This is a genomic window from Pseudemcibacter sp., assembly GCF_965661635.1.
GTDB lineage: Bacteria > Pseudomonadota > Alphaproteobacteria > Sphingomonadales > Emcibacteraceae > Pseudemcibacter.
The window spans coordinates 1-22,962 of record NZ_CBFIEP010000128.1 but is presented as its reverse complement, the minus strand read 5'-3'; the positions used below and the strand labels follow the sequence as shown (position 1 = coordinate 22,962).

22 protein-coding genes and 1 pseudogene are annotated in these 22,962 nt (G+C 39.9%); 9 read left to right on the top strand and 14 right to left on the bottom strand.

The genetic code is table 11. The features are described 5' to 3' along the window. The first annotated feature begins 21 nt into the window (after positions 1–21). The gene (locus ACTF6W_RS08460) at positions 22–1,506 is read left to right on the top strand and encodes a UbiD family decarboxylase (protein ID WP_438994107.1); all 1,485 of its coding nucleotides are present in this window, start codon (positions 22–24) and stop codon (positions 1,504–1,506) included. 7 nt (positions 1,507–1,513) lie between these two features. Beyond that, entirely contained in the window at positions 1,514–2,863 is a 1,350-nt protein-coding gene (locus ACTF6W_RS08455) for a TldD/PmbA family protein (RefSeq protein ID WP_438994106.1), read from the top strand. Between the two features lie 10 nt (positions 2,864–2,873). Here the strand turns inward: ACTF6W_RS08455 and ACTF6W_RS08450 are convergent, their stop codons facing one another. The 4 genes from ACTF6W_RS08450 to xseA all read right to left on the bottom strand — a co-directional run bounded on the left by ACTF6W_RS08450 (position 2,874) and on the right by xseA (position 6,603). After that, positions 2,874–3,470 (bottom strand): enoyl-CoA hydratase-related protein, encoded by a 597-nt coding sequence (locus tag ACTF6W_RS08450; RefSeq protein WP_438994105.1) that lies wholly within the window; start codon positions 3,468–3,470, stop codon positions 2,874–2,876. A gap of 201 nt (positions 3,471–3,671) precedes the next feature. After that, positions 3,672–4,364, bottom strand: coding sequence for a TorF family putative porin (locus tag ACTF6W_RS08445; protein ID WP_438994104.1), 693 nt, complete (start codon positions 4,362–4,364; stop codon positions 3,672–3,674). A gap of 11 nt (positions 4,365–4,375) precedes the next feature. After that, positions 4,376–5,182, bottom strand: a complete 807-nt coding sequence (locus tag ACTF6W_RS08440) for a M23 family metallopeptidase (protein ID WP_438994103.1) — start codon at positions 5,180–5,182, stop codon at positions 4,376–4,378. Next, the gene (xseA, locus tag ACTF6W_RS08435; protein WP_438994102.1) at positions 5,179–6,603 is read right to left on the bottom strand and encodes an exodeoxyribonuclease VII large subunit; all 1,425 of its coding nucleotides are present in this window, start codon (positions 6,601–6,603) and stop codon (positions 5,179–5,181) included. Before xseA ends, ACTF6W_RS08440 begins: the two co-directional genes overlap by 4 nt. 94 nt (positions 6,604–6,697) lie before the next feature. Between xseA and purD the strand changes: the two genes are divergently transcribed. The 3 genes from purD to ACTF6W_RS08420 all read left to right on the top strand — a co-directional run bounded on the left by purD (position 6,698) and on the right by ACTF6W_RS08420 (position 9,488). Then, positions 6,698–7,975 carry a phosphoribosylamine--glycine ligase gene (purD, locus tag ACTF6W_RS08430; protein WP_438994101.1) on the top strand — a complete coding sequence of 426 codons (1,278 nt, stop codon included), beginning with the start codon at positions 6,698–6,700 and terminating at the stop codon, positions 7,973–7,975. Between the two features lie 124 nt (positions 7,976–8,099). Then, positions 8,100–9,254: a Na/Pi symporter gene (locus tag ACTF6W_RS08425; protein ID WP_438994100.1), complete on the top strand. Its 1,155-nt coding sequence runs from the start codon at positions 8,100–8,102 to the stop codon at positions 9,252–9,254. 12 nt (positions 9,255–9,266) lie between these two features. Beyond that, entirely contained in the window at positions 9,267–9,488 is a 222-nt protein-coding gene (locus ACTF6W_RS08420) for a hypothetical protein (RefSeq protein ID WP_438994099.1), read from the top strand. Between the two features lies 1 nt (position 9,489). Here the strand turns inward: ACTF6W_RS08420 and ACTF6W_RS08415 are convergent, their stop codons facing one another. Further along, positions 9,490–10,833: a mechanosensitive ion channel family protein gene (locus ACTF6W_RS08415; RefSeq protein ID WP_438994098.1), complete on the bottom strand. Its 1,344-nt coding sequence runs from the start codon at positions 10,831–10,833 to the stop codon at positions 9,490–9,492. Next, positions 10,834–11,292, bottom strand: coding sequence for a nucleoside deaminase (locus ACTF6W_RS08410; protein ID WP_438994097.1), 459 nt, complete (start codon positions 11,290–11,292; stop codon positions 10,834–10,836). Positions 11,293–11,371: 79 nt separating this feature from the next. Here ACTF6W_RS08410 and ACTF6W_RS08405 point away from each other — a divergent pair, with 79 nt between their 5' ends. Both ACTF6W_RS08405 and rsmD read left to right on the top strand, forming a co-directional pair. Next, positions 11,372–12,259, top strand: a complete 888-nt coding sequence (locus ACTF6W_RS08405) for a pseudouridine synthase (RefSeq protein ID WP_438994096.1) — start codon at positions 11,372–11,374, stop codon at positions 12,257–12,259. After that, positions 12,256–12,807, top strand: coding sequence for a 16S rRNA (guanine(966)-N(2))-methyltransferase RsmD (gene rsmD / locus ACTF6W_RS08400; RefSeq protein ID WP_438994095.1), 552 nt, complete (start codon positions 12,256–12,258; stop codon positions 12,805–12,807). Before ACTF6W_RS08405 ends, rsmD begins: the two co-directional genes overlap by 4 nt. Here the strand turns inward: rsmD and mutL are convergent. The 5 genes from mutL to ACTF6W_RS08375 form a co-directional block, all read right to left on the bottom strand. Further along, positions 12,804–14,648: a DNA mismatch repair endonuclease MutL gene (gene mutL, locus ACTF6W_RS08395; RefSeq protein ID WP_438994094.1), complete on the bottom strand. Its 1,845-nt coding sequence runs from the start codon at positions 14,646–14,648 to the stop codon at positions 12,804–12,806. The genes rsmD and mutL overlap by 4 nt on opposite strands. Before the next feature lie 62 nt (positions 14,649–14,710). Then, a complete protein-coding gene (locus ACTF6W_RS08390) occupies positions 14,711–14,935 on the bottom strand; it encodes a DUF3035 domain-containing protein (protein ID WP_438994093.1) in 225 nt (74 codons plus the stop codon). An 11-nt stretch (positions 14,936–14,946) separates the two neighbouring features. Further along, positions 14,947–15,432 carry a signal peptidase II gene (gene lspA / locus ACTF6W_RS08385; RefSeq protein ID WP_438994092.1) on the bottom strand — a complete coding sequence of 162 codons (486 nt, stop codon included), beginning with the start codon at positions 15,430–15,432 and terminating at the stop codon, positions 14,947–14,949. Positions 15,433–15,435: 3 nt separating this feature from the next. Beyond that, a complete protein-coding gene (gene ileS, locus ACTF6W_RS08380) occupies positions 15,436–18,258 on the bottom strand; it encodes an isoleucine--tRNA ligase (RefSeq protein WP_438994091.1) in 2,823 nt (940 codons plus the stop codon). A 73-nt stretch (positions 18,259–18,331) separates the two neighbouring features. Then, entirely contained in the window at positions 18,332–19,321 is a 990-nt protein-coding gene (locus ACTF6W_RS08375; protein WP_438994090.1) for a bifunctional riboflavin kinase/FAD synthetase, read from the bottom strand. A gap of 243 nt (positions 19,322–19,564) precedes the next feature. On the opposite strand from ACTF6W_RS08375, the gene ACTF6W_RS08370 reads away from it, so the two are divergent. Together ACTF6W_RS08370 and ACTF6W_RS08365 are read left to right on the top strand one after the other, a co-directional pair. Then, the gene (locus ACTF6W_RS08370; RefSeq protein WP_438994089.1) at positions 19,565–19,951 is read left to right on the top strand and encodes a response regulator; all 387 of its coding nucleotides are present in this window, start codon (positions 19,565–19,567) and stop codon (positions 19,949–19,951) included. Continuing rightward, positions 19,951–20,880: a protein phosphatase CheZ gene (locus ACTF6W_RS08365; RefSeq protein ID WP_438994088.1), complete on the top strand. Its 930-nt coding sequence runs from the start codon at positions 19,951–19,953 to the stop codon at positions 20,878–20,880. Before ACTF6W_RS08370 ends, ACTF6W_RS08365 begins: the two co-directional genes overlap by 1 nt. Before the next feature lie 50 nt (positions 20,881–20,930). On the opposite strand, the gene ACTF6W_RS08360 is transcribed toward ACTF6W_RS08365, so the two are convergent. The 3 genes and pseudogenes from ACTF6W_RS08360 to ACTF6W_RS08350 form a co-directional block, all read right to left on the bottom strand. Further along, positions 20,931–21,650 carry an EAL domain-containing protein gene (locus ACTF6W_RS08360; RefSeq protein WP_438994087.1) on the bottom strand — a complete coding sequence of 240 codons (720 nt, stop codon included), beginning with the start codon at positions 21,648–21,650 and terminating at the stop codon, positions 20,931–20,933. A 45-nt stretch (positions 21,651–21,695) separates the two neighbouring features. Continuing rightward, positions 21,696–22,112 (bottom strand): hypothetical protein, encoded by a 417-nt coding sequence (locus tag ACTF6W_RS08355; RefSeq protein WP_438994086.1) that lies wholly within the window; start codon positions 22,110–22,112, stop codon positions 21,696–21,698. A gap of 177 nt (positions 22,113–22,289) precedes the next feature. After that, positions 22,290–22,454 (bottom strand): annotated as a pseudogene (locus ACTF6W_RS08350) (energy transducer TonB); the annotation flags it as partial. Positions 22,455–22,962: the final 508 nt, after the last annotated feature.

Sequence of the window (22,962 nt, the reverse complement as noted above, 5' to 3'; positions counted from 1 at the left end):
TGTTATCTCTTATAAGAAGTCATGGCATATTCATCACTAAGAGATTTCATCTCCTATCTTGAGAAAAATGGGAAACTGGTTCGTATTTCTGAACCCGTTTCAACTGACCTTGAAATGACAGAAATTGGTTGTCGCGTTTTAAATGACGGCGGTCCAGCTCTGCTTTTTGAAAATGCAATTAAATGCGACGGTAGCAAGGCGACAATGCCTGTGCTTGCCAATCTATTTGGAACCGTTGAGCGTGTTGCTTTAGGGATAGACGCGAAGCCAGAAGATTTACGCAATATCGGCCACACATTAGCAGAGTTAAGGCAACCAGAGCCACCAAACGGCTTTAAAGATGCCTTGGACAAACTTCCGATGCTAAAAAAAGCGATGACGATGCGTCCTAAAACAGTCAAAAATGCCCCAGTGCATGAGGTTGTTATGATGGGCGACGATATCGATCTTTCTGAACTTCCTATTCAGAAGTGCTGGCCAAATGATGCGGGGCCGCTCATTACATGGCCACTGGTTGTATCAAAAGGGCCTGGTAAATTACGCGAGGATGATTTTAACCTCGGCATTTACCGGATGCAGTATTTAAATAAGAAGCAAACATTGATGCGCTGGCTTAAGCATCGTGGCGGAGCACAACATCACCGCCGATGGAAAAATGAAAAATCGGAACCTTTACCAGTAGCAATTGTGCTTGGTGCTGATCCCGCAACAATATTAGGTGCTGTTACACCTGTTCCAGATACATTAAGTGAATATCAGTTTGCAGGACTATTGCGCGGTAAGAAAACTGAGCTCGTTGATTGTAAAACAGTTCCGCTTAAAGTTCCTGCAACTGCGGAAATCGTTATTGAAGGTCATGTTTCACTGGATGATTATCAGGACGAAGGCCCATTTGGAGATCACACTGGCTATTATAACAGCGTTGAGAAATTTCCCGTCTTTACGGCAACGGCCGTTACAAGACGCAAAGACCCCATTTATTTATCTACCTATACAGGCAAGCCACCGGATGAGCCCGCCATCCTAGGTGAAGCACTGAACGAGGTTTTTATACCATTATTGCAGCAACAGTTCCCAGAAATTGTCGATTTCTGGTTACCGCCAGAGGGCTGCTCTTACCGGGTTGCCGTTGTATCGATGAAAAAAGCATACGCAGGACATGCCAAGCGTGTGATGATGGGTGTATGGTCGTTTTTAAGACAATTTATATATACAAAATTTGTCATTGTGGTCGACGATGATATCGATGCACGCGACTGGAAGGAAGTAATCTGGGCAATGTCGACCCGCATGGATCCTGTTCGCGATGTCACCTTAACTGAGAACACCCCCATAGATTATCTTGATTTTGCCTCACCCGTTTCGGGGCTTGGTGGAAAAATCGGTTTAGATGCCACCAATAAAATGGAAGGTGAAACCAACCGTGAATGGGGTGAGATGATAGAAATGGATGATGACATTATCAAAACTGTTGATGAAAAATGGTCAAAATTAAACATAAAGTGAAAAAATAATGAGCGATAATAATTCAATGTCTCCTGAGAGCTTAAGCGATCTGGTCACAAAAGCGAAAAAAGCCGGTGCTGATCAAGCGGATGCCGTATTTTTCACTGGGAAATCAAATGCCGTTTCCTGGCGTTTGGGAAAACTAGAAGATGTTGAACGTTCTGAAAATTCTGACCTTGGTCTTCGCGTTATTATCGGTAAAAATCAAGCGATCGTTTCTTCAAGTGATATGTCAGAAAAAACATTGGATCAACTTGTAGAACGCGCCCTTGATATGGCTAAGAACACCCCAGAGGACCCATATTCAGGGTTGGCTAGTCGTGAACTTCTTGCTTTCGGTGATCTTCTGGAATTAGATTTATGTGATGACCGAGCATTAAGCGACCAAGAATTACAAGATATGGCTGCCGAAGCAGAAGCCCATGCATTAGAGACTGATGGAATTACCAATTCCGAAGGGGCAAGTGCAAGCATTAGTAAAGCTGAAATTATGCTTTCCAATACGGATGGTTTTTTGGGTCATTACCAATCAAGCAATTATGGCTGTAGTATTTCAGTTATTGCTGGCGAAGGTACTAAAATGGAAAGGGATTATGCGTGGACATCCCGCCGCCATTTTGAAGATTTAGAAAGTCCTTATAAAATCGCTCGCGAAGCTGCGGAGCGAACATTAAAAAAACTAAACCCACAAAAAGCAGAAAGTTGTGAAATTCCTGTTGTTTTTGATCCGCGTGTTTCAAGAACTCTTGTAGGGCATCTCGCTGGTGCAATTAATGGAAGTGCGATCGCGCGCGGTACAAGCTTCTTGCTTGATATGATGGAAAAAAAGATTTTTCCTGAAAATATTAACATTACTGATAATCCGCACATTTTACGTGGGCCATCATCACGCCCCTTTGACGGCGAAGGTGTAAAAAACGCACCGCTCGCAATCGTAAAAGAGGGATACTTGCAAAACTGGGTTTTAGACAGCACAAGCGCGCGTCAGCTTGAACTTATCTCAAACGGTCGTGCTAGCCGAGGAACATCAAGTCCGCCGTCGCCATCAACGACAAACTTATTTATGGAAGCTGGCGCAATCAGTCCAAAAGACTTGCTCAGTGATATTAAAGACGGATTTTATGTAACAGAACTAATTGGTAGTTCAGTGAACGGCATCACCGGTGATTACAGCCGAGGTGCAAGTGGTTTCTGGATAAAGGACGGTATTTTAACCCATCCTGTTAATGAAATAACCATCGCCGGCAACTTAAAAGAAATGTATATGCAAATGACACCAGCCGATGATTTAGAGATCAAATACGGCACCGATGCCCCAACCATTCGTATAGAAAAAATGATGCTTGCTGGAAGTTAGTTCAAAAAATTTATTTTTTAAGAAACTTTTCAAATGCTTGGAGCGCCTCTACACTTTCAAGGCATTGTGAAAATACCTTCATTTCATCATCGAAAGTGTGTTTAAGAATTTCATTATTAAACGTCATTAAACGCTTCGTTTCTTTTATCGCCATTGGTGATAATCCACTTAATATTTTCGCTTTTTCTAATGCAATATCAACGGGCTTTTCAACTATTTGAGTTAAAATTCCATCTTTTAAAGCATGATCGGCACTAACAACCTCTCCCAACAATAACCATTCCGCCGCACGTGCGCGGCCCATCATTTTTGGCAAGATATAACTGGCCGCAGCTTCTGAACATAATCCAAGTTGCGTAAAAGGTATGCGAAATTTGGCATCTTTGCTAGCATAGACCAAATCACAATATAATAATAATGTCACCCCAATTCCAACCGCAAACCCATCAACAGCAGCAATAACAGGTTTTGAGAAATTGCGCATCACATCAATAAATGTGGGCGCATCATGATCACGTGACATTCCCTTTTCTTCTACTACGGTGACAAAATCTTTAATATCGTTTCCCGCAGAGAAATTTCCACCGCTTCCAGAAAGCAAAAACACTCTAACGTCATCTTATTTATCGGCTTCTTTAATTATTTCGGCAAGCGAACGATACATTTCAAAAGTAAATGAATTCATTTTATCTGGGCGATTCAGCTGAATAGACAAAATGGATTGCGATAAACTGACTTTTAATTGTGAAGAATTGTTTTTAATATCCATCTAACTATACGTCTTTTGTATTTCTATTTTTAAATAAATCTAGAAATACGCTGCTACACTAAATAGAACACCACTATCTGATCTTTGGCCTAGATTATTTTTATTTGTATCAACATAGGCTATACCAAGTTCGAAATTTTCAAAACTGACACTTGTCCCAATTTTCCAATCAACTTTTTTGCTGCCGCCAATTGCACCATCTTCGAAGCCAAGATGCAGATCAATACTAAAAGGCGTATCAGGTACGTAAAACTTTGTATCATTATAAAGATAAATATTATCATTATCGCCCAAATTACCTTGGTTAGGCATATACGCAAGCCCCACAGAGCTTGTTAGTAATCCAAAGTCTATACCAATTGAACCGTATGTTTCAATATGGTTTACGTTACTTCCGCCAGGGAAAAGATAGGCTGTTGCACCAAAATCATAAATAAATCCCTTGGCTTCACCACTATATCCAAGATAAAGATTTGCTTCTGCGTCAGCGCCATTAAATCCATCAACATTTGATGCCCAAACGCCTGTATAGAGACCTGTATCAGAATAAAAATCAACACCACCCTGTACGGCAAAATCATTACTTGTTCTGGAAACACCACGAAAACGATAATCGCTAATTAATTTCGCATTTGCCTCGAAATCACCTTTAAAGATATTTGACTGCGCATTTGAAATTTGCGCGCAAAGAAACAAGCTTAAAAAAACCGCAATAATATTTCTAATATTCATTTTATTACCTTTTATTCAATCCCTAGCGCGATACCGGCATTCAACCTCTCGCCGTACCAATTCATACCCCAATGTAGATGTGGCCCGGTGGCTCGACCCGTCATTCCTACTGTACCAATTGGATCACCTTGTTTCACAATTTGCCCTTCTTTAGCAATAGTGTTTTCCATATGGGCATATACGCTACTAATTCCATGGCCATGATCTATGACCATTGTATTACCCGTTAAATATTGATCACTAACGAGCGTCACTTTACCACCTAATGGTGCCACAATTAAGGCACCCTGCCCCGGCGCAATATCAAGTCCAGTATGCATACTTCCAGGTTTTCCATTATAGACGCGGTGATTACCAAATCGACCACTAATTCTACCCTCCACGGGCCAAATCATTTCCTCACGAAAGTTTTGAAGATCACTATCTAATGTACGAATCTTTCGTACTTCCGCAGCATCCGTTCGAATACGCTCAAGAACTTCTTTTGGTGGGGTAACATATTTTGGTGGTAAACCCTTTATTTGCTCAACATCATAATCGTGTGGTTTAACAGGTAAATGATACATTGTATGACCACCAGCTTTATGATCAACGCGAATATTGGCCTGCGATTTATACTTAGGCCCAAGGCCAAATACAAAAAATCCGTCTTCAGAAACTTTTACTCTTTTACCATGAAACGTGACTTTATCCCCTATAGCTATTTTTCCGACATAAAAACCTCCTTGCTTCAGTGGTTCAGGAATGCCTAGATCGTTTTCTGCGAAGGAAATCTGAATTGATAATATAAAAAATAATATTGCGCTTAAAACTTTCATAACAACGTGCCTTGCTCAGGTTTATCCTGCTTCTTCTTTTGCTTCAGTTTAGGTTTCCTTGTCCTAACGGCATCAATAATGCCATCTCGCAATTCAATTCCTAAAGTCGCCCCATTGGCAATTTTTTGTCCGTCACTAATCGCCTTACCTTTATCATCGCGAATAACAGCGAAGCCACGCTCAAGAACCTTATGATAACTTAAACTTTCAAGTAACCTTGCCGGACTATCAAACTCAGCATGCGTCTTCGTTAATTTTGTATCTATCGCTCTTGTCATCCTATCACTTAAAATATCAAGTTGATCATTCGACCTTCTAACCTCAGCCAATATGCTTTCATGGCGTAACGAACGGCTTAAGCCCTCTAAACGAACGGCATGTCGTTCTACACCGACTTTTAATGCGCGCGGCAAACGTTCGCTTAATTCATCGAAGCGTTGAGAAGAAAGCGCCAAAAGTTCGGCGGGTTTAGGTAAGCCCCGACCTAATCCTTCAACGCGTTCTTTAAGTTCATTTATAAGACGCCTTGTGGCTTTTTCATGACGAGTTACAAGATCACGAACAGTATAAATCAAATCATCACGAACAGGCACTGCCTTTTCTGCTGCAGCGGTTGGCGTTGGTGAGCGAAAATCAGACACAAAATCAATAAGTGTCGTATCCGTTTCATGGCCAACCGCTGAAATCAACGGTATTTTTGAACGAGAGACGGCTCGAATAACGTCTTCTTCATTAAAACACCATAGGTCTTCAAGGCTACCTCCGCCGCGCGCAACAATTAATGTATCTGGTCGCGGTATATCGCCCCCTTCTTCAAGCACATTAAAACCATCAATTGCTTCTGCAATTTGTTTTGATGCTCCTTCGCCCTGAACCAAGACCGGCCATACCAATACATGTCTTGGAAAACGGTCCGCAAGACGGTGTAAAATATCTCTAATGACTGAACCCGTTGGCGACGTCACGACACCGATCACTTTGGGTAAATAGGGAATAAGTAATTTTCGCGAAGGGTCGAACAAACCTTCGGCAGCCATTTCTTTTTTACGCTTTTCAAGAAGTGCCATTAGCGCCCCTTCACCGGCGACTTCCATTTTATCGATTACGATTTGATATTTTGAACGCCCGGGATAGGTGGTAAGCTTTCCTGCTACTAAAACCTCTAGGCCATCTTCAGGGCGAAAATTTAATTTACCAGCAACACCCTTCCACATAACTCCATCTAGAACCGACTTATCATCTTTTAAGGCTAAATAGACATGACCACTCGCCGCACGCTTACATCCTGATATTTCTCCCCTGATTCTCACATACCCGAATTGATCTTCGACGGTTCTTTTCAGTGCTAGGCTGACCTCAGTCACTGAGTACTCATGCGCATTCGTCGGGGAATTATTTGAAGTATAAGGATAATCTGTCATTTATTTTTATTTTACATTTTTTCAGGGTTTGTCATCTTGCTTCTTATTCGCGCTATGATACAAGAGAGAAAACAAATTAAAAAGGAAATAGCGCATGAATATTTTGGTTATTGGCTCTGGGGGTCGCGAACATTCATTAACATGGAAAATTACGCAGTCTCCTCTTTGTGATGACCTATATGTTGCTCCCGGCAATGGGGGCATGGGCGACATCGCAACGTGCGTTCCTTTAAATGACAATAATCATGATGAAGTTATTTCATTTTGCCGGGAAAAAAATATTGAATTTGTAGTAATCGGTCCTGAAGCGCCGCTCGTTAGAGGATTATCAGACCGCTTAACATCGGAAGGCATCAAAACATTTGGCCCGAGTGCTGCCGCATCTGTTTTGGAAGGATCAAAAGGTTTCACAAAAGATCTTTGTGCCAAATACAATATTCCAACAGCCGCATATGGCCGATTTAACGATTCCGCTTCTGCAAAAGAGTTTACCGCAAAGCAGAATATTCCAGTGGTAATTAAAGCCGACGGCTTAGCTGCTGGTAAAGGGGTAATTATCGCTGAAACCATGGACGAAGCATTTGATGCCATTGATGATATTTTGGGTGGTCAATTTGGCGAAGCTGGCGCCGAACTTGTTGTTGAAGAATTTTTATCAGGTGAAGAAGCAAGCTTCTTTGTACTTTGTGACGGAGAAAATATTCTTCCCTTTGGCACAGCACAAGATCATAAAAGAGTAGGTGAAGGAGATACCGGACCTAATACGGGCGGTATGGGCGCCTACTCCCCTGCGCCAATGATGGACGATAATATGATCAAGCGAACTATTGATGAAATTATCATGCCAACCGTTAAAGGTATGAGCGCAGAGGGAGCACCATTTAAGGGAGTGTTTTTTGCCGGTTTAATGATCACCGATAAAGGGCCGGAACTGATAGAATATAATGTCCGCTTTGGTGATCCTGAATGCCAAACACTTATGATGCGTCTTGATAGTGATATTGTACCTGCCCTTATGGCTTGTTCTGATGGAACGCTTGATCAAATTGACATAAAATGGAAGCAGCAATCGGCCATGAATGTTGTAATGGCCGCAAATGGTTATCCCGGATCATATGAGAAAAATACTGTGATCAAGAACCTCGTTGAAGCCGAATCATCAGATAAAGTTGTTATTTTCCATGCAGGGACTAAAAAGGACGGAGAACAAATACTCGCTACAGGGGGGCGTGTTCTTAATGTAACCGCACTAGATAATTCTGTGACTGACGCAAAAAAGACAGCTTATGATGCGCTTGATAAAATTGATTGGCCCTATGGTTTCTGCCGTAGAGATATAGGTTGGCGTGCGATAGAGCGGGAACAAAAATAATCTTATTGAAAACTGTCACAAAAGTTTAATATTTATTTGATTTCAATACGACATCACATTTGTATCATAACTTTAAATATACAATTATTGTGAACCCCACTCGGCTTAAACTCTGGGCTTTAAAATGACTAATGCACCCGAAAATGTGACGGATAAAAACCATACTTTCAAAACGGTTATTCAATGGCTAACTATTGCCGTTTTGGTTTATTTATTAATCAGTTCTGTTGGCATGATTGGGGCCGGTTTTAAAGGGGCCACCAAAGGTCAAGCGAGCGATTTATTCCAGTTTGCTACCAATCCTTTCACGGGCCTTATTATCGGTATTCTGGCGACGGCGATGATACAGTCATCTTCAACGGTTACGTCGATTATTGTTGGACTTGTAGCAGGCGGGCTTCCCGTTGAGACGGCGGTTCCTATGATTATGGGGGCTAATATCGGAACGACAATAACCAACACGATTGTAAGCTTGGGTCACGTCAGAAAGAAAAAAGAATTCAGACGTGCTTTTGCCTCTGCAACCGTTCATGATTTTTTCAATGTGATGGCTGTAGCTATATTTTTGCCGATAGAAATATTTTTCCATCCACTTTCTAAAGTCGGTGGTTATTTTGCTGAAATGTTCGTCGGTGGCGAAAATATGAGTGTTAAAGGACTTAACTTTATTAAGCCCGCAACCAAACCGGTCATTGATTTATTTACCAACATTTCAAACGCTATCTCTGAAAATATAGCCTATTACCTGCTGATTGTATTTGGCATTGGAATTATATTTCTCGCGATTACGGTCATTGGAAAGCTATTAAAGAAGTTAATGGTAGGCCGTGCGAAAGTCATCATGCACAACGCAATTGGTAAGGGGCCTGTTACCGGAATTTTTTCAGGTGCGGTTATAACCGTTCTTGTTCAATCCTCTTCTACAACCACGAGCTTAATGGTTCCATTGGCGGGAACGGGTGTGTTTCGATTGAAGCAGATATATCCATTTACACTAGGGGCCAACATTGGCACGACGATCACAGCACTTCTTGCCGCGACGGCGATCTCCGGTGAGACAGCCGTTTTTGCCTTGCAAATTGCACTGGTTCATTTGATCTATAACACGAGTGCCGTATTGCTGATTTATGGAGTAAAAAACCTAAGAATAATACCTATTCGCGGAGCAGTATGGTTGGCGCGCACCGCTAGTGAAAATAAAATGATAGCTCTGCTTTATATTGTGGGAGTGTTTTTCATTTTACCCGGGCTACTTATATTCATAACTAATCAACTTTAATCGGTGAATAACATGTTAAATGATAATTTCGAATCTATATCTAATAAAAAGCTTAATAAATTAATTAAAGAAACTAGGGAAACGATTACAGAGTTAGAAGATGAATTAGAAAAACGTAACCTTGAAAAACGTCATGCAGAAATAGACCATTTAAAAGAGCACATGGAAGAAGTTGAGCATAATTTCTCCACTTTTATGACCTTCTTAAAAACAGTTTTAAAAGAAAAAAAATAAGCTATTCACTTAAAATGTTATTTTTCTCAGGCATCGATACAATATGAATATCACGTTGAGGGTACGGAAACTCTATCCCTTCCTCGTTAAATTTATTCCAAATCAAAAGATATACATCACTAGCAATATTAGAAACGCCATTTTCACTATCCCTTATCCACATACGCAATTCTAAATCAACGCCATTATCACCGAAACTTTTAATTAAAACCCTTGGTTCAGGATTTTTAATAACACGCGATGTTTCATTCGCTGCCCGCAGCATCAAATCCATCGCTTTTTCCAAATCCGAGTTATAAGACACATTAACAGGTAAATGTCGCCTTACACTATTATTTGAAAAAGTCCAGTTTATCACGGGTTGCGTGATAATATCTTCGTTAGGAACTAAATGTTCGCGACCATCGCGTGAGATAACCGAGGTATAACGTGCCGCAAGCTTATTAATTTTTCCATATGTGTCGGATATTTCAATCACATCACCAGGTTTTATCGATTTGTCTAACAGCAGGATGACACCACTGATAAAGTTGGAGACTACCTTTTGAAGACCGAAACCAAGTCCAACACCGATCGCGCCCCCAAAGACCGCTAAGGCCGTTAAGTCAATGCCCATACTAGAAATGGCGAAAAGAAAAGCCATAACAACAAGCAAGATACGTGATATTTTACTGAGTAAAACCCTTGCCGAAGGCGTTACATTTGGTGCGTCTCTTAACTTATTTTCTATAAATGTTGAAAAGAAAAGGGCGGCCCAAATTAAGACAATTGAACTAATGATACCCGTAATAGTGCCAAGAAGTGTTAGGGTGTTACCGCCGATAGTAAAACTTGTTTCGTCTAAAAAAGCGATAAAAGGAGTCAGAAGGCCAAAAATATTTAATATGGCAAGAAACCACACCGTAGTGCGCATAATTTTAGATATAAATTCACTCTCGATCATCAAACTGACGACTCTGATCACAAGCCATACTGCAATTAAACTGCTGGCCATCCTTAGCAATATTATAGGGTACCCTAAGCTTTCTGTTATTTGCCAAGCAGCAAAAGTTGAAAGCCACCACAGAACTGGTAAATATAATGCCATCCAGAAATGCTCTGTTTTCTGGTAAAAAGGTCTTTTTTCCAGTACCTTATGCATGAATGGTTTCAAGCGGCTGCATATAAAAGAGCAAATCAAATAGAGCGAAATTATAACGCCTAATTGCATTACGCTCTCATAAGTGAATAAGTTCACTTCTGCCCATCCCTTGACGGAAACATATATTTCATTGAAGCGCGCCAGAATTTCATCCATGGTCAAAGCTGGATTTACTTCCACATCCAAAATCGGATTTTCTTCCATCTATCTTCGTTCCTTAAAAAAGTCTTTTAATATTTTTACTGCGGGTGCAGCCATGATATCACCATATATTTCTGGCTTATGATGACAGCTTTTTGCATTAAATACAATCGCACCATGATCGACACCGCCGCCTTTTTCATCAGGGGCAGCATAATAAAGACGCCTTATCCGTGCAAATGATATCGCTTGTGCACACATTGGACAAGGTTCTAACGTGACGTAAAGATCACAATCAACAAGCCGTTCACTTTTAATTTTCTTGCACGCCTCTCTAATGGCTAATAGTTCTGCATGCGCAGTGGGATCTTTAAATTCCAATACACGGTTTGATGCTACTGATAATACCTCATCGGTTGGTCCATGTACGATTACCGCACCAACAGGCACCTCTCCTCTTGCTGCAGCTTCCTTTGCGGCTTCAAGAGCGCGGCTCATATGCATATTATCAAATAAAGACATATTATTAACTTGAGATAGCATTGGAAAAAGGTCAAGCAAAGATTGCTTTTTTCTAGAGTTCCCCTATGGTGTCAGAATTATGGAAGATGATGAAAATGATAACCGCCCGCAAGGTGAGCGAATTGCTAAAGTTCTAGCCCGAGCAGGTGTTGGCTCAAGGCGTGCAGTCGAACGCATGATCGAAGCACGCATGATCAAAATTGGTGATCAAGTTATTGAAAGTCCCGCAACACTTATTACATCGGTTGAAGGAATAACCGTCGATGGTCAAAAGGTCGATGAGCCGGAACCAGCAAAATTATGGATTTATCATAAACCCACTGGACGCTTAACCACTTATTTTGATCCGGAAGGGCGACCAACAATATTCGAAGCTTTACCAGCCAATATGCCTAGGGTAATATCAGTCGGGAGGCTGGATCTCAACACGGAAGGGCTTCTGCTTCTTACTAATGATGGCGGTCTCGCAAGATGGCTAGAACTGCCATCAACAGGCTGGGTACGCACTTACCGAGTTAGGGTAAACGGACGTTTTCACCATAAGCGCTTGGAAGAAATTAGCAAGGGCGTGACGATTGAAGGCGTTAATTACCGCAAAGTCGAAATTGAACTTGATGAACGTAAAGAAGGCGTCAATCAATGGCTAACCATTAAGATACGTGAAGGTAAAAACCGAGAAGTTAGAAAACTGCTTGAATATGTCGGTATGACGGTCACACGATTACTAAGAACATCATATGGTCCATTTGAGCTAAAAAATTTGCAGCGCGGCAGCATCGAAGAAGTTGCGAAAAACGAACTTCTTATTAATTGCAAAGAATTTTTTAAAGATCAAAATGTAAAAATTCCCGAAATACAAGTGCAAGAAAAACCAAAAACAAAAGGTAAGGGTTGGGCAAAAAGCAAACCAAAGAAAAATGCCAAGCCAAAGCGTAAAAAACAACAGCGTAAAAAAATTGAGAAATGAGAATTATTGGCGGTAAATACAGGGGCAAAAAATTAATCCCCCCAGTTGATAATAACATAAGACCAACAACAGACCGAATGCGGGAAACACTTTTTAATATGTTAGAGCACGGGTCTGGGCGCGGCGTTCACGGAACAAAAATTCTTGATTTATATGCAGGAAGTGGCGCTCTAGGGATTGAAGCGCTCTCTCGCCACGCCGAACATGTTACATTTGTCGATAACAACTTTAAATCAATGAAATTGATTAAAGATAATTGTGCTTTGATAGGTAAGCCTGATAATGTCACCTTTATTTCTAGTGACGGAACAAAAATTCAAAAACGTGATCACGAATATGGTATAATTTTTATTGACCCTCCTTACCGAAAAAATCTTATCTTACCGACTTTGGAAAACATTATTTATCAAAATTTAATTAGTACTGATGGATTAGCCGTTATTGAATATGCATCTGATGAAGACATAAAAATTCCCGATCAATTCAGAGAAATAAAAATGAGAAAGATGGGTGAGGCTACTTTCTCTATATTAGAATTCTCAATCTAACGCCTACCAAATAATCGCTCAACATCACCCAGTTTTAGTTCTACATACGTCGGGCGACCATGATTGCATTGCCCGGAATGGGGCGTTGCTTCCATTTCACGTAAAAGTGCGTTCATTTCCGCAGTTGCTAAGCGCCTTCCCGCACGAACACTACCGTGACAAGCCATTGTACTACACACTTCTTCTAATTTTTCTTTTAAAGCAAGTGCCTGATTTAATTCCGCTAATTCATCAGCCAGATCTCGAATTAAGCCATGAATATCCGTATCCCCTAAAAGCGCAGGTACTTCTCTTACAACTATTGCACCGTCACCAAACGCGTCAAAGATTAAGCCGAGCTTTGATAATTCTTCTTGTCTCGTCATCAATCGTGCGACAGCATCTTCTTCTATTTCTACGACTTCAGGCAATAATAGTGCCTGCCTAGGTACCTGACCTTCTGTCATATGTTTTTTCATACGTTCATAAACAAGTCGTTCATGTGCGGCGTGTTGATCAACTATAATAATACCATTCTCCGTTTGCGAAACGATATATGTTTCATGGAGCTGACCTCGAGCGGCCCCTAAAGGAAACTGAGTTAGATCCTGTTGTGTTTCAAATGAAGTAGAAGTTTCACGCTCTAGCTCTTCATTGCGACCCATTGGCGGCGTAAATGAAGAATGGTTATCACTTAACGGGGCATAATATGATTTACTCGTTTCTGATAATTCACCCGACAGCCTTGGTGGCATTTGAAAGTTTTGCTGTCCACTTCCGCTATGAAAGGGCATGGTAGAACGTCCTGCCTCAGGCGTAAAAGAACCAAGTGCTGCATTTGATACGCTGGTCGACGCTCGGTGGCCTGCTTCTGATAATGCATGACGAAGCGCACCTACAATTAAACCACGTACAACACCACTTTCACGAAAGCGAACTTCTGCTTTGGCCGGATGTACATTCACATCCACCATATGGGTTGGCACCTCTAGGAAAAGGGCCAAAACGGGATGCCGATTACGAGCAAGAAAATCCATATAGGCACCTCGGACAGCACCATTTAAAAGTTTATCTTTAACGGGACGACCATTGACAAATAAATACTGATGCTGCGCATTGCCACGGTTATAAGTAGGCAGCCCGGCATAACCTGTTAACTTCATTAATTCACGTTCTGCATTAATCGGTAAAGCATTTTCAGTAAATTCTGCGCCTAAGATCGCACCAAGACGGCGTATACGACTGTCAAGTAACTCTCCTTGTGCTGCAGATACCTGAAATGCTCTTCTTTCATTATCATATAAAGAAAAGGCAATATCAGGATTTGCCATACTTAAGCGTTTGATAACATCAAGTGTTTGTGAAAATTCTGTTCGGTCTGTTTTTAGAAATTTTAATCGAGCCGGCGTTGAATAAAATAAATCACGCACTTCGACTTGAGAGCCGCAATCAAGTGCTGTTGGCTCAACATCACCTTTTTTACCCCCTTCTATTTCTATTTTCCAAGCCTGATCACTTCCAGCAGCACGACTTTTAAACGTAAAACGACTGACTGATGCAATAGAAGGCAAGGCTTCACCACGAAACCCCATAGTTTTAATATCTGAAAGATCATCTTCTTTTAACTTAGAAGTCGCATGCCTCTCAACAGCGAGAGCAAGTTCATCGGGCGACATTCCATGGCCATCATCAGTTATACGAATAAGCTTACGCCCCCCTTCAACCATGACCACATCTATATTCTTAGCACCGGCGTCAATTGAATTTTCCACCAACTCTTTTACCGCACTTGCAGGACGCTCGATGACCTCGCCAGCAGCAATTTGGTTAATGGTATTTTCTAAAAGCAGACGAATGGTCAACGTGGTAAGCTCCAATTCAACTTTTTTAAAAAGTACACCCACCTTGTAACTTTAGATGAGTGTCACTGTTCTACACCAAAAAGTGCTCTTTGCGCGATTGTCTTTGGATCGACAACTTCATCAATATCTGAAGTCGGACCACCTGGCGTTAGATGGTAATCTGGTGGCATTGAAAGAGGGGCGTTTTTAAGAATTAGAAATTCATCCGGTGAGCTTTTGCCACTACAACCAGATAAAAGTCCAAGTGTCATAACTGTTATTGCAAAAATCAGTATATTATTTCTCATTAATAGCGACCTTACTCTTTTTCTTTATCATCATCAGCATCATTGCCAAATGTAGAATTAAATATTAATAGCATAGCCCCAATAAAGATGAAACTGTCTGCTACATTAAAAACAGCAAAATACCACTCTTGCCAATGAAATTGGAAAAAATCAGCAACAGCACCAAACTTTATCCGATCATAGATGTTACCAAAAGCGCCACCAATAACAAGTCCTATTGCGCTCGAAAGCATTATATTTTTTGCCGACTTTAACCAATATAAAAGAACCGCAACGATCACCAAGTTCATGGCTACTAAAGTCCAACGACCTAAGTCATCATTTGCTGATAGGAAACCGAAACTAACACCGCGATTCCAAACCATTACAACATCAAAAATAGGCAAAATTTCGACGGTACCTTTTAAAGGTAATTCATAAACATCTATGAACCACCATTTACTTACGCGATCGAGTAAGAATGCGATAAGCGCTGATATGGCACCAATACGGATCATAAATTATAAGGCCTTAACAGCGTCTGCGCAGCGATTACAGATATCTTCATGACCTTCAATAGTGCCAACTTCTGGCAATACTTGCCAACATCTTTCACATTTACCGCCTTCTGCTAATGTACTGATTACGGCAATACCGTCCGTATCATCCATCGTAAAGGCACCATCTGGTGCCTCACCATGCAACAATTTAGCTGATGAAGTAATGCTTATTTCTGCCAGGTCAATACCATCCATTACAGCAATATAATCAGCATCTTTTACGTAGACATCAACGGCACCCTGCAGACTAGAACCAATTCTTTTTTCACGACGTTCAACCTCAAGAGCACCTGTGACCACTTTACGTAGTGTTCTTATTTTTTCCCATTTCACGCCTAAGATTTCATCACGCCAATTTGATGCTATGTCATGAAAAGTTTGTAAATGCACACTGTCCTTTTCACTTGGAAATCTTGATTGCCAAATTTCCTCAGCAGTAAACGCTAAAATTGGTGCAAACCATTTTGTCACGGCTTTAAACACTTCATCCAGAACGGTTCTTGCTGCACGACGACGGTTTGTCATTTTTGCATCGCAATAGAGCGCATCTTTACGAATATCAAAATAAAAAGCTGAAAGATCAATCGCGCAGAAATTATAAAGCGCGTTATAAACGCGATGATAATTATAATCATCAAATCCGCTACGCACTTTTTCTTCAACTTCAGTCAGGCGATGAAGCACCCATCTTTCTAATTCAGGCAACTCATCAAAGGGAAGAATTTCTGCTTCGTCAAAGTCTGCAAGATTACCAATCATGAAACGCATTGTATTTCGCAATTTGCGATATGCTTCAGCCTGGTTTTTAATGATTTCATCACCAATACGATGTTCGCTAAAATAATCTGTCGATGTAACCCAAAGGCGCAAGATATCAGCACCATATTGTTTTATGATTTTAAGAGGGTCAACACCATTTCCAAGTGATTTAGACATTTTTTTACCGTTTTTATCTACGGTAAATCCATGCGTTAATACCTGATCATAAGGTGCGTCACCACGTGTACCACAAGATTCGAGTAGCGAAGATTGGAACCAACCGCGATGTTGATCCGTTCCCTCTAAATACAGATCGGCACTGCGCTTTCCTTCTCCACGATCAAGGTCTTCACGTTTTTCAATAACAAAGGCATGCGTTGAACCACTATCAAACCATACATCAAGAATGTCTGTTACTTGCTCATAATCGTTAGCGTTATATTTATCACCTAAAATTGCTTGAACATCTTCTGTATACCAAGCGTCCGCTCCAGATTTTTCTATCGCTGCAGCGATACGTTCATTAACGTCTTGATCTTTAAGAAGCTCATTTGTTCCTTTATGAACGAAAACAGTTATGGGCACACCCCAAGCACGTTGACGAGAAATAAGCCAATCAGGACGATCTTCAACCATCGCACTTATGCGATTTTTACTATTACCCGGAACCCAGCGCACACTATCAACTGCCTTCATAGCATTCTTACGAAGGTCATTGTTTTCCATAGAAATAAACCATTGTGGTGTATTACGGAAAATGAGTGGTGCTTTTGAACGCCAACTATGCGGATAGCTATGCACGAGTTTTGATCGTGCTAACAATGCGCCCACATTCATTAGTTCTTCACATACATGATCATGAACCTTATAAACATGTTCGCCGGCAAACATCGGAATATTTTCATAATAAAGGCCACCTTCATCCACAGTGAAAGGCGTTTCTAGACCAAACTGCTGTCCAACTTCATAGTCTTCTTGGCCATGACTAGGCGCGATGTGAACGAAGCCAGTACCAGTATCGGTAGTTACATGAAAACCTTCGACAACAAGTACATCATAATCATAACCTTTTCCATTCCAGGGATGGTGGCAGATTGTGCCTTCAAGTTCATTTCCTTTAAATTCGGCGAATTCCTTAAATCCAGTAATACCTGTTCTTTTAAAGAATTCTTCAAATAATGCTCTGGCGATAACGAGTTTTTCACCAATTTTCACACGCGATTCTTCAGCCACTTCTGTGACTTCAATTGCTACATAATCAAAATCATTCCCATAAGCGATGCCGCGGTTTCCAGGCATAGTCCACGGAGTAGTGGTCCAAATGACAATTTTCGAACCTATAATCGCTTCAACAGGTGACTTAACAACATTAAAACCGACATCAATCATATGTGATGTATGATCCATATATTCGATTTCAGCCTCTGCGAGAGCCGTTTTCTCAACAACTGACCACATAATCGACTTTGAACCGCGATATAAACCACCGTTCATCAAAAATTTTAAAAGTTCGCGAACAATTTGTGCTTCACTTTCATATTTCATGGTTAAGTATGGATTATCCCAATCACCAAATATCCCAAGCCTTTGGAATTGTTCCTTTTGAACTCCTACCCATTTTGAAGCAAAATCACGACATTCCTTTCGAAATTCTACAGGATCAACTTCATCTTTATTTTTGCCCGCGTTTTTGTATTTCTTTTCGATCATCCATTCGATCGGCAATCCATGACAATCCCAACCCGGGACGTAAGGCGCATCTTTACCGGACATCTGTTGCGTACGTACGATGATATCCTTTAGAATTTTATTCATCGCATGACCCATATGAATATTACCGTTAGCATAGGGAGGACCGTCATGAAGAATATATTTCTCACGCCCTTTTGCCTGTTCACGAATTTGGTCATAAATTCCAATATCGTTCCAGCGTTCTAGCCACTGAGGTTCACGGTTAGGCAGGTTTCCTTTCATTGGGAAATCTGTCTTAGGCAGGAATATGGTATCGCGATAATCTTTGGTCATGTCTTCACTTAATATATATAAATAAAAATTTTACACTATGTAGCAATTAGAACACCTATATGTCGAGCTTATTTTACTTTAAGTGATCGGCTAATTTTGGTGCCGGAATATAGGATTGTTGGTTTTCTGAATTGGAAAGCAATTCTTTGGCCGTTATGCAATCTTTTTCAATTTGAATTTTCAGGGCCTCTAATCCATCAAACTTCTTTTCTTCTCTGATAAAATCAACAAATTCTACTTTAATAGACTGTTCATAAATTTCATGTGAAAAATTAAAAATATGACATTCTAAAAGTACGTCTTCTTTATCAAAAGTCGGGCGCCTACCTACATTCGCTATAGCATCCAAAGTTCCTTGATGCGGACCATCTTCAATAATTACTCTTACGGCATATACACCATATTTTGGCTCTATATATCCATCAAGAAAAATGTTAGCTGTGGGAAAATTAATAGTACGCCCGCGCTGATCACCTTTCCTGACTTCTCCTTCAATATGCCACCAATGGCCTAAACGTTCAGCAGCTTTTCTCACGTCACCGGATTCGATAATCGTTCTAATACTACTTGAAGAATATGTATGATCTTGATCCATCACTTTTTTAACAACCGTTAGACCAAATTGTTCTTGTTTTGATAGCCAATCAAGAACATTTACCCCTCCCCCTCGACCAGCACCGAAGCAATAATCATACCCCACAACGATATGAAGCACTCCTAGTTTTTTAAGTAGCAAGTCCATAACAAAGTCTTGCGCCGACATAGATGCAAATTCTTTATCAAATAGTAAAACGACGAAATGATCGACACCGAATTCTTCAAGAAGATGAGCTTTAGTTTTGAAGGAATTTAGGCGAAACTCTTTTTGGGTAGGATTAAAAAATAATCGAGGGTGTGGTTCCATACTAAGCACAGAAAGTGTGGTACCCATCTCATGCGCAATTCTTCCGGCCGTGCCGATAACTTTTTGGTGGCCCTTATGGAAACCATCAAAATTTCCAAGAACAACAACAGATCCTCTGACGTCATCAGGAATAGTATCAAGATGTCTGATAATTTTCATGTAGTAGGACTTTAGCCATTTCAATTATTGAAAAAATATAATTACACACTAATCCATGTAAGTGATTTATTACAGTAATTTTTATGGGTATTTTTGAACAAATTTTATCTACTTTTTATAAAATTTACATCATTTTCCATTCTATTAACTCTTTTTTTAGGCTCTCTGGCTACATTATGTACATTCGCTGAGAAAATAACCTCAGCTAAGTAATGTTAAACAGAAATAAGGACAGGGAAAAAAATGGCCGTAGATATGTCATTATCCATCTTAATAGTAGATGATTATAAAACAATGCTTAGAATTATTCGTAATTTGCTTAAGCAACTAGGCTTTCACAATGTTGATGAAGCAACAGATGGCGCAGAAGCCCTAAATAAATTGCGTTCTAAAAATTACGATTTAGTCATATCAGACTGGAACATGGAGCCTATGACAGGGTACGAACTCCTTAAAGAGGTCCGTTCTGATGATATGCTTAAGGCCCTTCCTTTCATTATGGTAACTGCAGAATCTAAAACAGATAACGTAATTGCTGCCAAAAAAGCTGGTGTTAATAATTATATTGTTAAACCTTTTAATGCAGCGACACTTAAATCCAAGCTCACTAGCGTACTTGGAGAATTTTAATGTCATCAGGATTATTGCCAGACCATATTGAGCCACTTGTAGATAGATTACGAGCGGGCGACCATCTGCCAATAGCACAACCTGATGTGGCGGCTGTAACTGAAATTTTAATGCGGTCGCTTGAAAGTTACTTTAAATCAATAGATCTGACACTTTATAAAGAATGCAAGGATTTAGCCGATTATATCGAAGAAGCTCGCGCTGAAATATCATCTCTCTCTCCCGATCATGATGATAGCGCGGGCATTCCTCGCGCTGGACAGGAACTTGATGCGATCGTAGAAGCAACTGAATCTGCAACTGACACAATTATGCAAGCCGCCGAAGATTTAATGAGTTTCGATACTGAAGATTTTGATGAATATAAAAATCATATCAATGACGAAGTTATGAAAATCTTTGAAGCTTGTTCATTTCAAGACATCACAGGTCAGCGGATTAGCAAAGTTGTTAAAACTTTAAATCATGTTGAAGACCGTGTTAACAAACTTATCTCTATTTTGGGCATTACCAGTGATAGTTCTACGTCAAATGGAGCAAAACCTATAATTGATCCGGAAACCGGAGAATTAAATGGTGAATCTAATGACGAAGATCTACTAAATGGCCCAGCATTAGCTGGAGAAGGCATTGATCAAGGTGAGATAGACTCATTACTTAATGACGATGTAACAGAAACAAGTGAACCTATTTCTGAAGAAACGCCGGCTGAAGGGCCTGCATTAAAGAAAATGGCCCTAGAAACTAGTGATGATGAAATCAAAAATGACGATCTTTTAGCAGAAAATAATATGGAAGAAGCGGAAACGCCCGAAGTTGTCGAAAGTAAGCAGGAAGAAAAGAAAGCAGCTAATGCAGAAGTGGAAATTCCCGCTAGCAATCAAAATGAAGAAACTTCACAGAACGATATTGATAGTCTGTTCGCATAGTTTTTATAATATAGTAATTGGCAATCTTTAATATATTTAGAATGGTTTATTTAAAGATTGCTTGTTATATCACTGCTCAATACTGGTTCACCAAAAAGATATCCCTGCCCGCGCTCTATACTGCAATCTAATATCTCAACGAGCTTATTATCCGCTTCAATTTTTTCAGCTATCAATTCGATATCAAAGCGAGCATATGCTTCTTTAATATCATTCCTGTCAATATCCAAATCTCCACCAAGCAGTAAATCAGAGCTAATTTTAACATAACGAAAATATCTTGCCGCTAATTCGGAAATATCATGTTTTAAGACATGAACATTATCCATAGAAAAACAGCATCCTTTTTTCCCAAGAGACGCTAACTTTCCCCAAATCTCATTTGGTTGCCTAAGAACGTCTTGCTGCGTAAACTCAAAAACCAATCTGTCGGCAAGCTCTTGATTATCGAGCATGAAATCTACAAATTGCGGGAAAAAGTCTTTGTCATTTAATGAAACCGAAGAGATATTGCAGAAAAAGCGCATATTCGGTTTGCGTGTACCCAAACGTCTAATCACTTGTATGCACCTAAAGAGCAACAGATTATCAAGAGTACTCACAAGACCTGAATCTTCTGCTAGTTTAATATATTGCGATGGAAAAATGACCTCTCCTTGGTCATCCCTTACTCTTGAGTAAGCTTCATAATGAACTACTTTGCGTGCAGGTAGAGATACAATCGGTTGAAGATATAAATCAATTCGATTATCTTCAAGCGCATAATGCATGATATTTAATATTTCATCCGCTTCACGCTCTATGATGTGTGAGTTTTATTCTGAATTCGGCTCTTTTAATACTTTTGAAAATGATTTACTCGATTTCTCAACAACCTGATTTAATAGCGTTTGCAACAAACGCATTTCATTGACTATTGCTTTATTACTGCCATGATCAGTGGCTTTAATTTGTTCTTTGAGCAACGAAGTTTCTTCTTTTGTTTGCTCAATCACATCTAAATATACCTGATTATCTTGGTGAAGGGCTAGTAAACGCGCTTCTATATCTTCATTGCGGGCTTTGATTGCATAGACAATATGAATTTGCGCGCCTAAAAGAAAAGCTCCACCACCAATGACATATGAAATATATAAACCCATTTCAGGATATGAGCTAAGTGCTACTATTGATGCAAAAACAGAAATTATAATATTTCCTAATATAAGCACAATATGCGTTGCTAAATTCATATGATTTCCTGATAAGATATAATCTTATAATGATAAAAACTATTTATATAAGCAAACAAGATAAAGCAGTTCTCTATAGCAATCAAGATTGTAAAGCTTTTTGATTAATATGATCAAAGGGAGCTTTTAGTGCCCTCTAAAAATTATATGATTTTATTTTTCGAGATTGAATTCTATTCAATTGGTTACACCATTTACTTCTACCGCAATGCCATCGACAACCTTGGGCTTATATTTAAACTTTTCAGCTGCTCTAACCGCATTTCTTTCAAACCCTGAGTGACTAGATACTATAACCTTTACATCATTAACATTGCCGTTTGCTGTCACTGTAAACATTACTCTTACATATCCTTATGTTCCGTTTTCAAGATACCTTGTTGGATATTGTCGAGCTACACGGAAGGTCGGTTGCTCAACTCCTTCAATAATCGTAAAATTTGTATATCTGTTTTTTTTGGCACTATCGGAATTTTAGCTACACTAATTAGTAATTGTGGATTAGCGCCTCTTCCACTAGGTTGAGGAATTACTAATTTTGGCACTTCTTCAATAATAGGATTTTCGGTTGTCCTGTCCCTTTTTACTGTTTCCACCGGATCTCTTACGGGTGAGCATCTGATAACAATTCCTTTATCAGTCTTGTTTAATTCTGCTTCTCCTTGAGAAACTAATAATTACATAGCATAGAAAAAACCAAAAGTAATAATCGCAGCAAAATTGAATGACACAAAATAACGTTTAAGCATTGCTAGTCTCCTTTTTAAATCAGTTTCTATTTGGTATAGCTTGACCTTAGTCGATCTATGATAACCGGCACTACCGTTTTCAAGTTACAACTAAGTTAAGG

What these genes read in the sequence shown, in the direction of transcription:
- ACTF6W_RS08440 (WP_438994103.1), bottom strand. Translation starts at nt 5,182, where the DNA reads ATGAAAGTTTTAAGCGCAATATTATTTTTTATATTATCAATTCAGATT.
- ACTF6W_RS08455 (WP_438994106.1), top strand. Translation starts at nt 1,514, where the DNA reads ATGAGCGATAATAATTCAATGTCTCCTGAGAGCTTAAGCGATCTGGTC.
- ACTF6W_RS08425 (WP_438994100.1), top strand. Translation starts at nt 8,100, where the DNA reads ATGACTAATGCACCCGAAAATGTGACGGATAAAAACCATACTTTCAAA.
- ACTF6W_RS08365 (WP_438994088.1), top strand. Translation starts at nt 19,951, where the DNA reads ATGTCATCAGGATTATTGCCAGACCATATTGAGCCACTTGTAGATAGA.
- ACTF6W_RS08360 (WP_438994087.1), bottom strand. Translation starts at nt 21,650, where the DNA reads ATGCATTATGCGCTTGAAGATAATCGAATTGATTTATATCTTCAACCG.
- lspA (WP_438994092.1), bottom strand. Translation starts at nt 15,432, where the DNA reads ATGATCCGTATTGGTGCCATATCAGCGCTTATCGCATTCTTACTCGAT.
- ACTF6W_RS08355 (WP_438994086.1), bottom strand. Translation starts at nt 22,112, where the DNA reads ATGAATTTAGCAACGCATATTGTGCTTATATTAGGAAATATTATAATT.
- ACTF6W_RS08410 (WP_438994097.1), bottom strand. Translation starts at nt 11,292, where the DNA reads ATGTCTTTATTTGATAATATGCATATGAGCCGCGCTCTTGAAGCCGCA.
- purD (WP_438994101.1), top strand. Translation starts at nt 6,698, where the DNA reads ATGAATATTTTGGTTATTGGCTCTGGGGGTCGCGAACATTCATTAACA.
- ACTF6W_RS08415 (WP_438994098.1), bottom strand. Translation starts at nt 10,833, where the DNA reads ATGGAAGAAAATCCGATTTTGGATGTGGAAGTAAATCCAGCTTTGACC.
- ACTF6W_RS08405 (WP_438994096.1), top strand. Translation starts at nt 11,372, where the DNA reads ATGGAAGATGATGAAAATGATAACCGCCCGCAAGGTGAGCGAATTGCT.
- xseA (WP_438994102.1), bottom strand. Translation starts at nt 6,603, where the DNA reads ATGACAGATTATCCTTATACTTCAAATAATTCCCCGACGAATGCGCAT.
- ileS (WP_438994091.1), bottom strand. Translation starts at nt 18,258, where the DNA reads ATGACCAAAGATTATCGCGATACCATATTCCTGCCTAAGACAGATTTC.
- ACTF6W_RS08460 (WP_438994107.1), top strand. Translation starts at nt 22, where the DNA reads ATGGCATATTCATCACTAAGAGATTTCATCTCCTATCTTGAGAAAAAT.
- ACTF6W_RS08390 (WP_438994093.1), bottom strand. Translation starts at nt 14,935, where the DNA reads ATGAGAAATAATATACTGATTTTTGCAATAACAGTTATGACACTTGGA.
- ACTF6W_RS08375 (WP_438994090.1), bottom strand. Translation starts at nt 19,321, where the DNA reads ATGAAAATTATCAGACATCTTGATACTATTCCTGATGACGTCAGAGGA.
- ACTF6W_RS08370 (WP_438994089.1), top strand. Translation starts at nt 19,565, where the DNA reads ATGGCCGTAGATATGTCATTATCCATCTTAATAGTAGATGATTATAAA.
- ACTF6W_RS08445 (WP_438994104.1), bottom strand. Translation starts at nt 4,364, where the DNA reads ATGAATATTAGAAATATTATTGCGGTTTTTTTAAGCTTGTTTCTTTGC.
- ACTF6W_RS08420 (WP_438994099.1), top strand. Translation starts at nt 9,267, where the DNA reads ATGTTAAATGATAATTTCGAATCTATATCTAATAAAAAGCTTAATAAA.
- rsmD (WP_438994095.1), top strand. Translation starts at nt 12,256, where the DNA reads ATGAGAATTATTGGCGGTAAATACAGGGGCAAAAAATTAATCCCCCCA.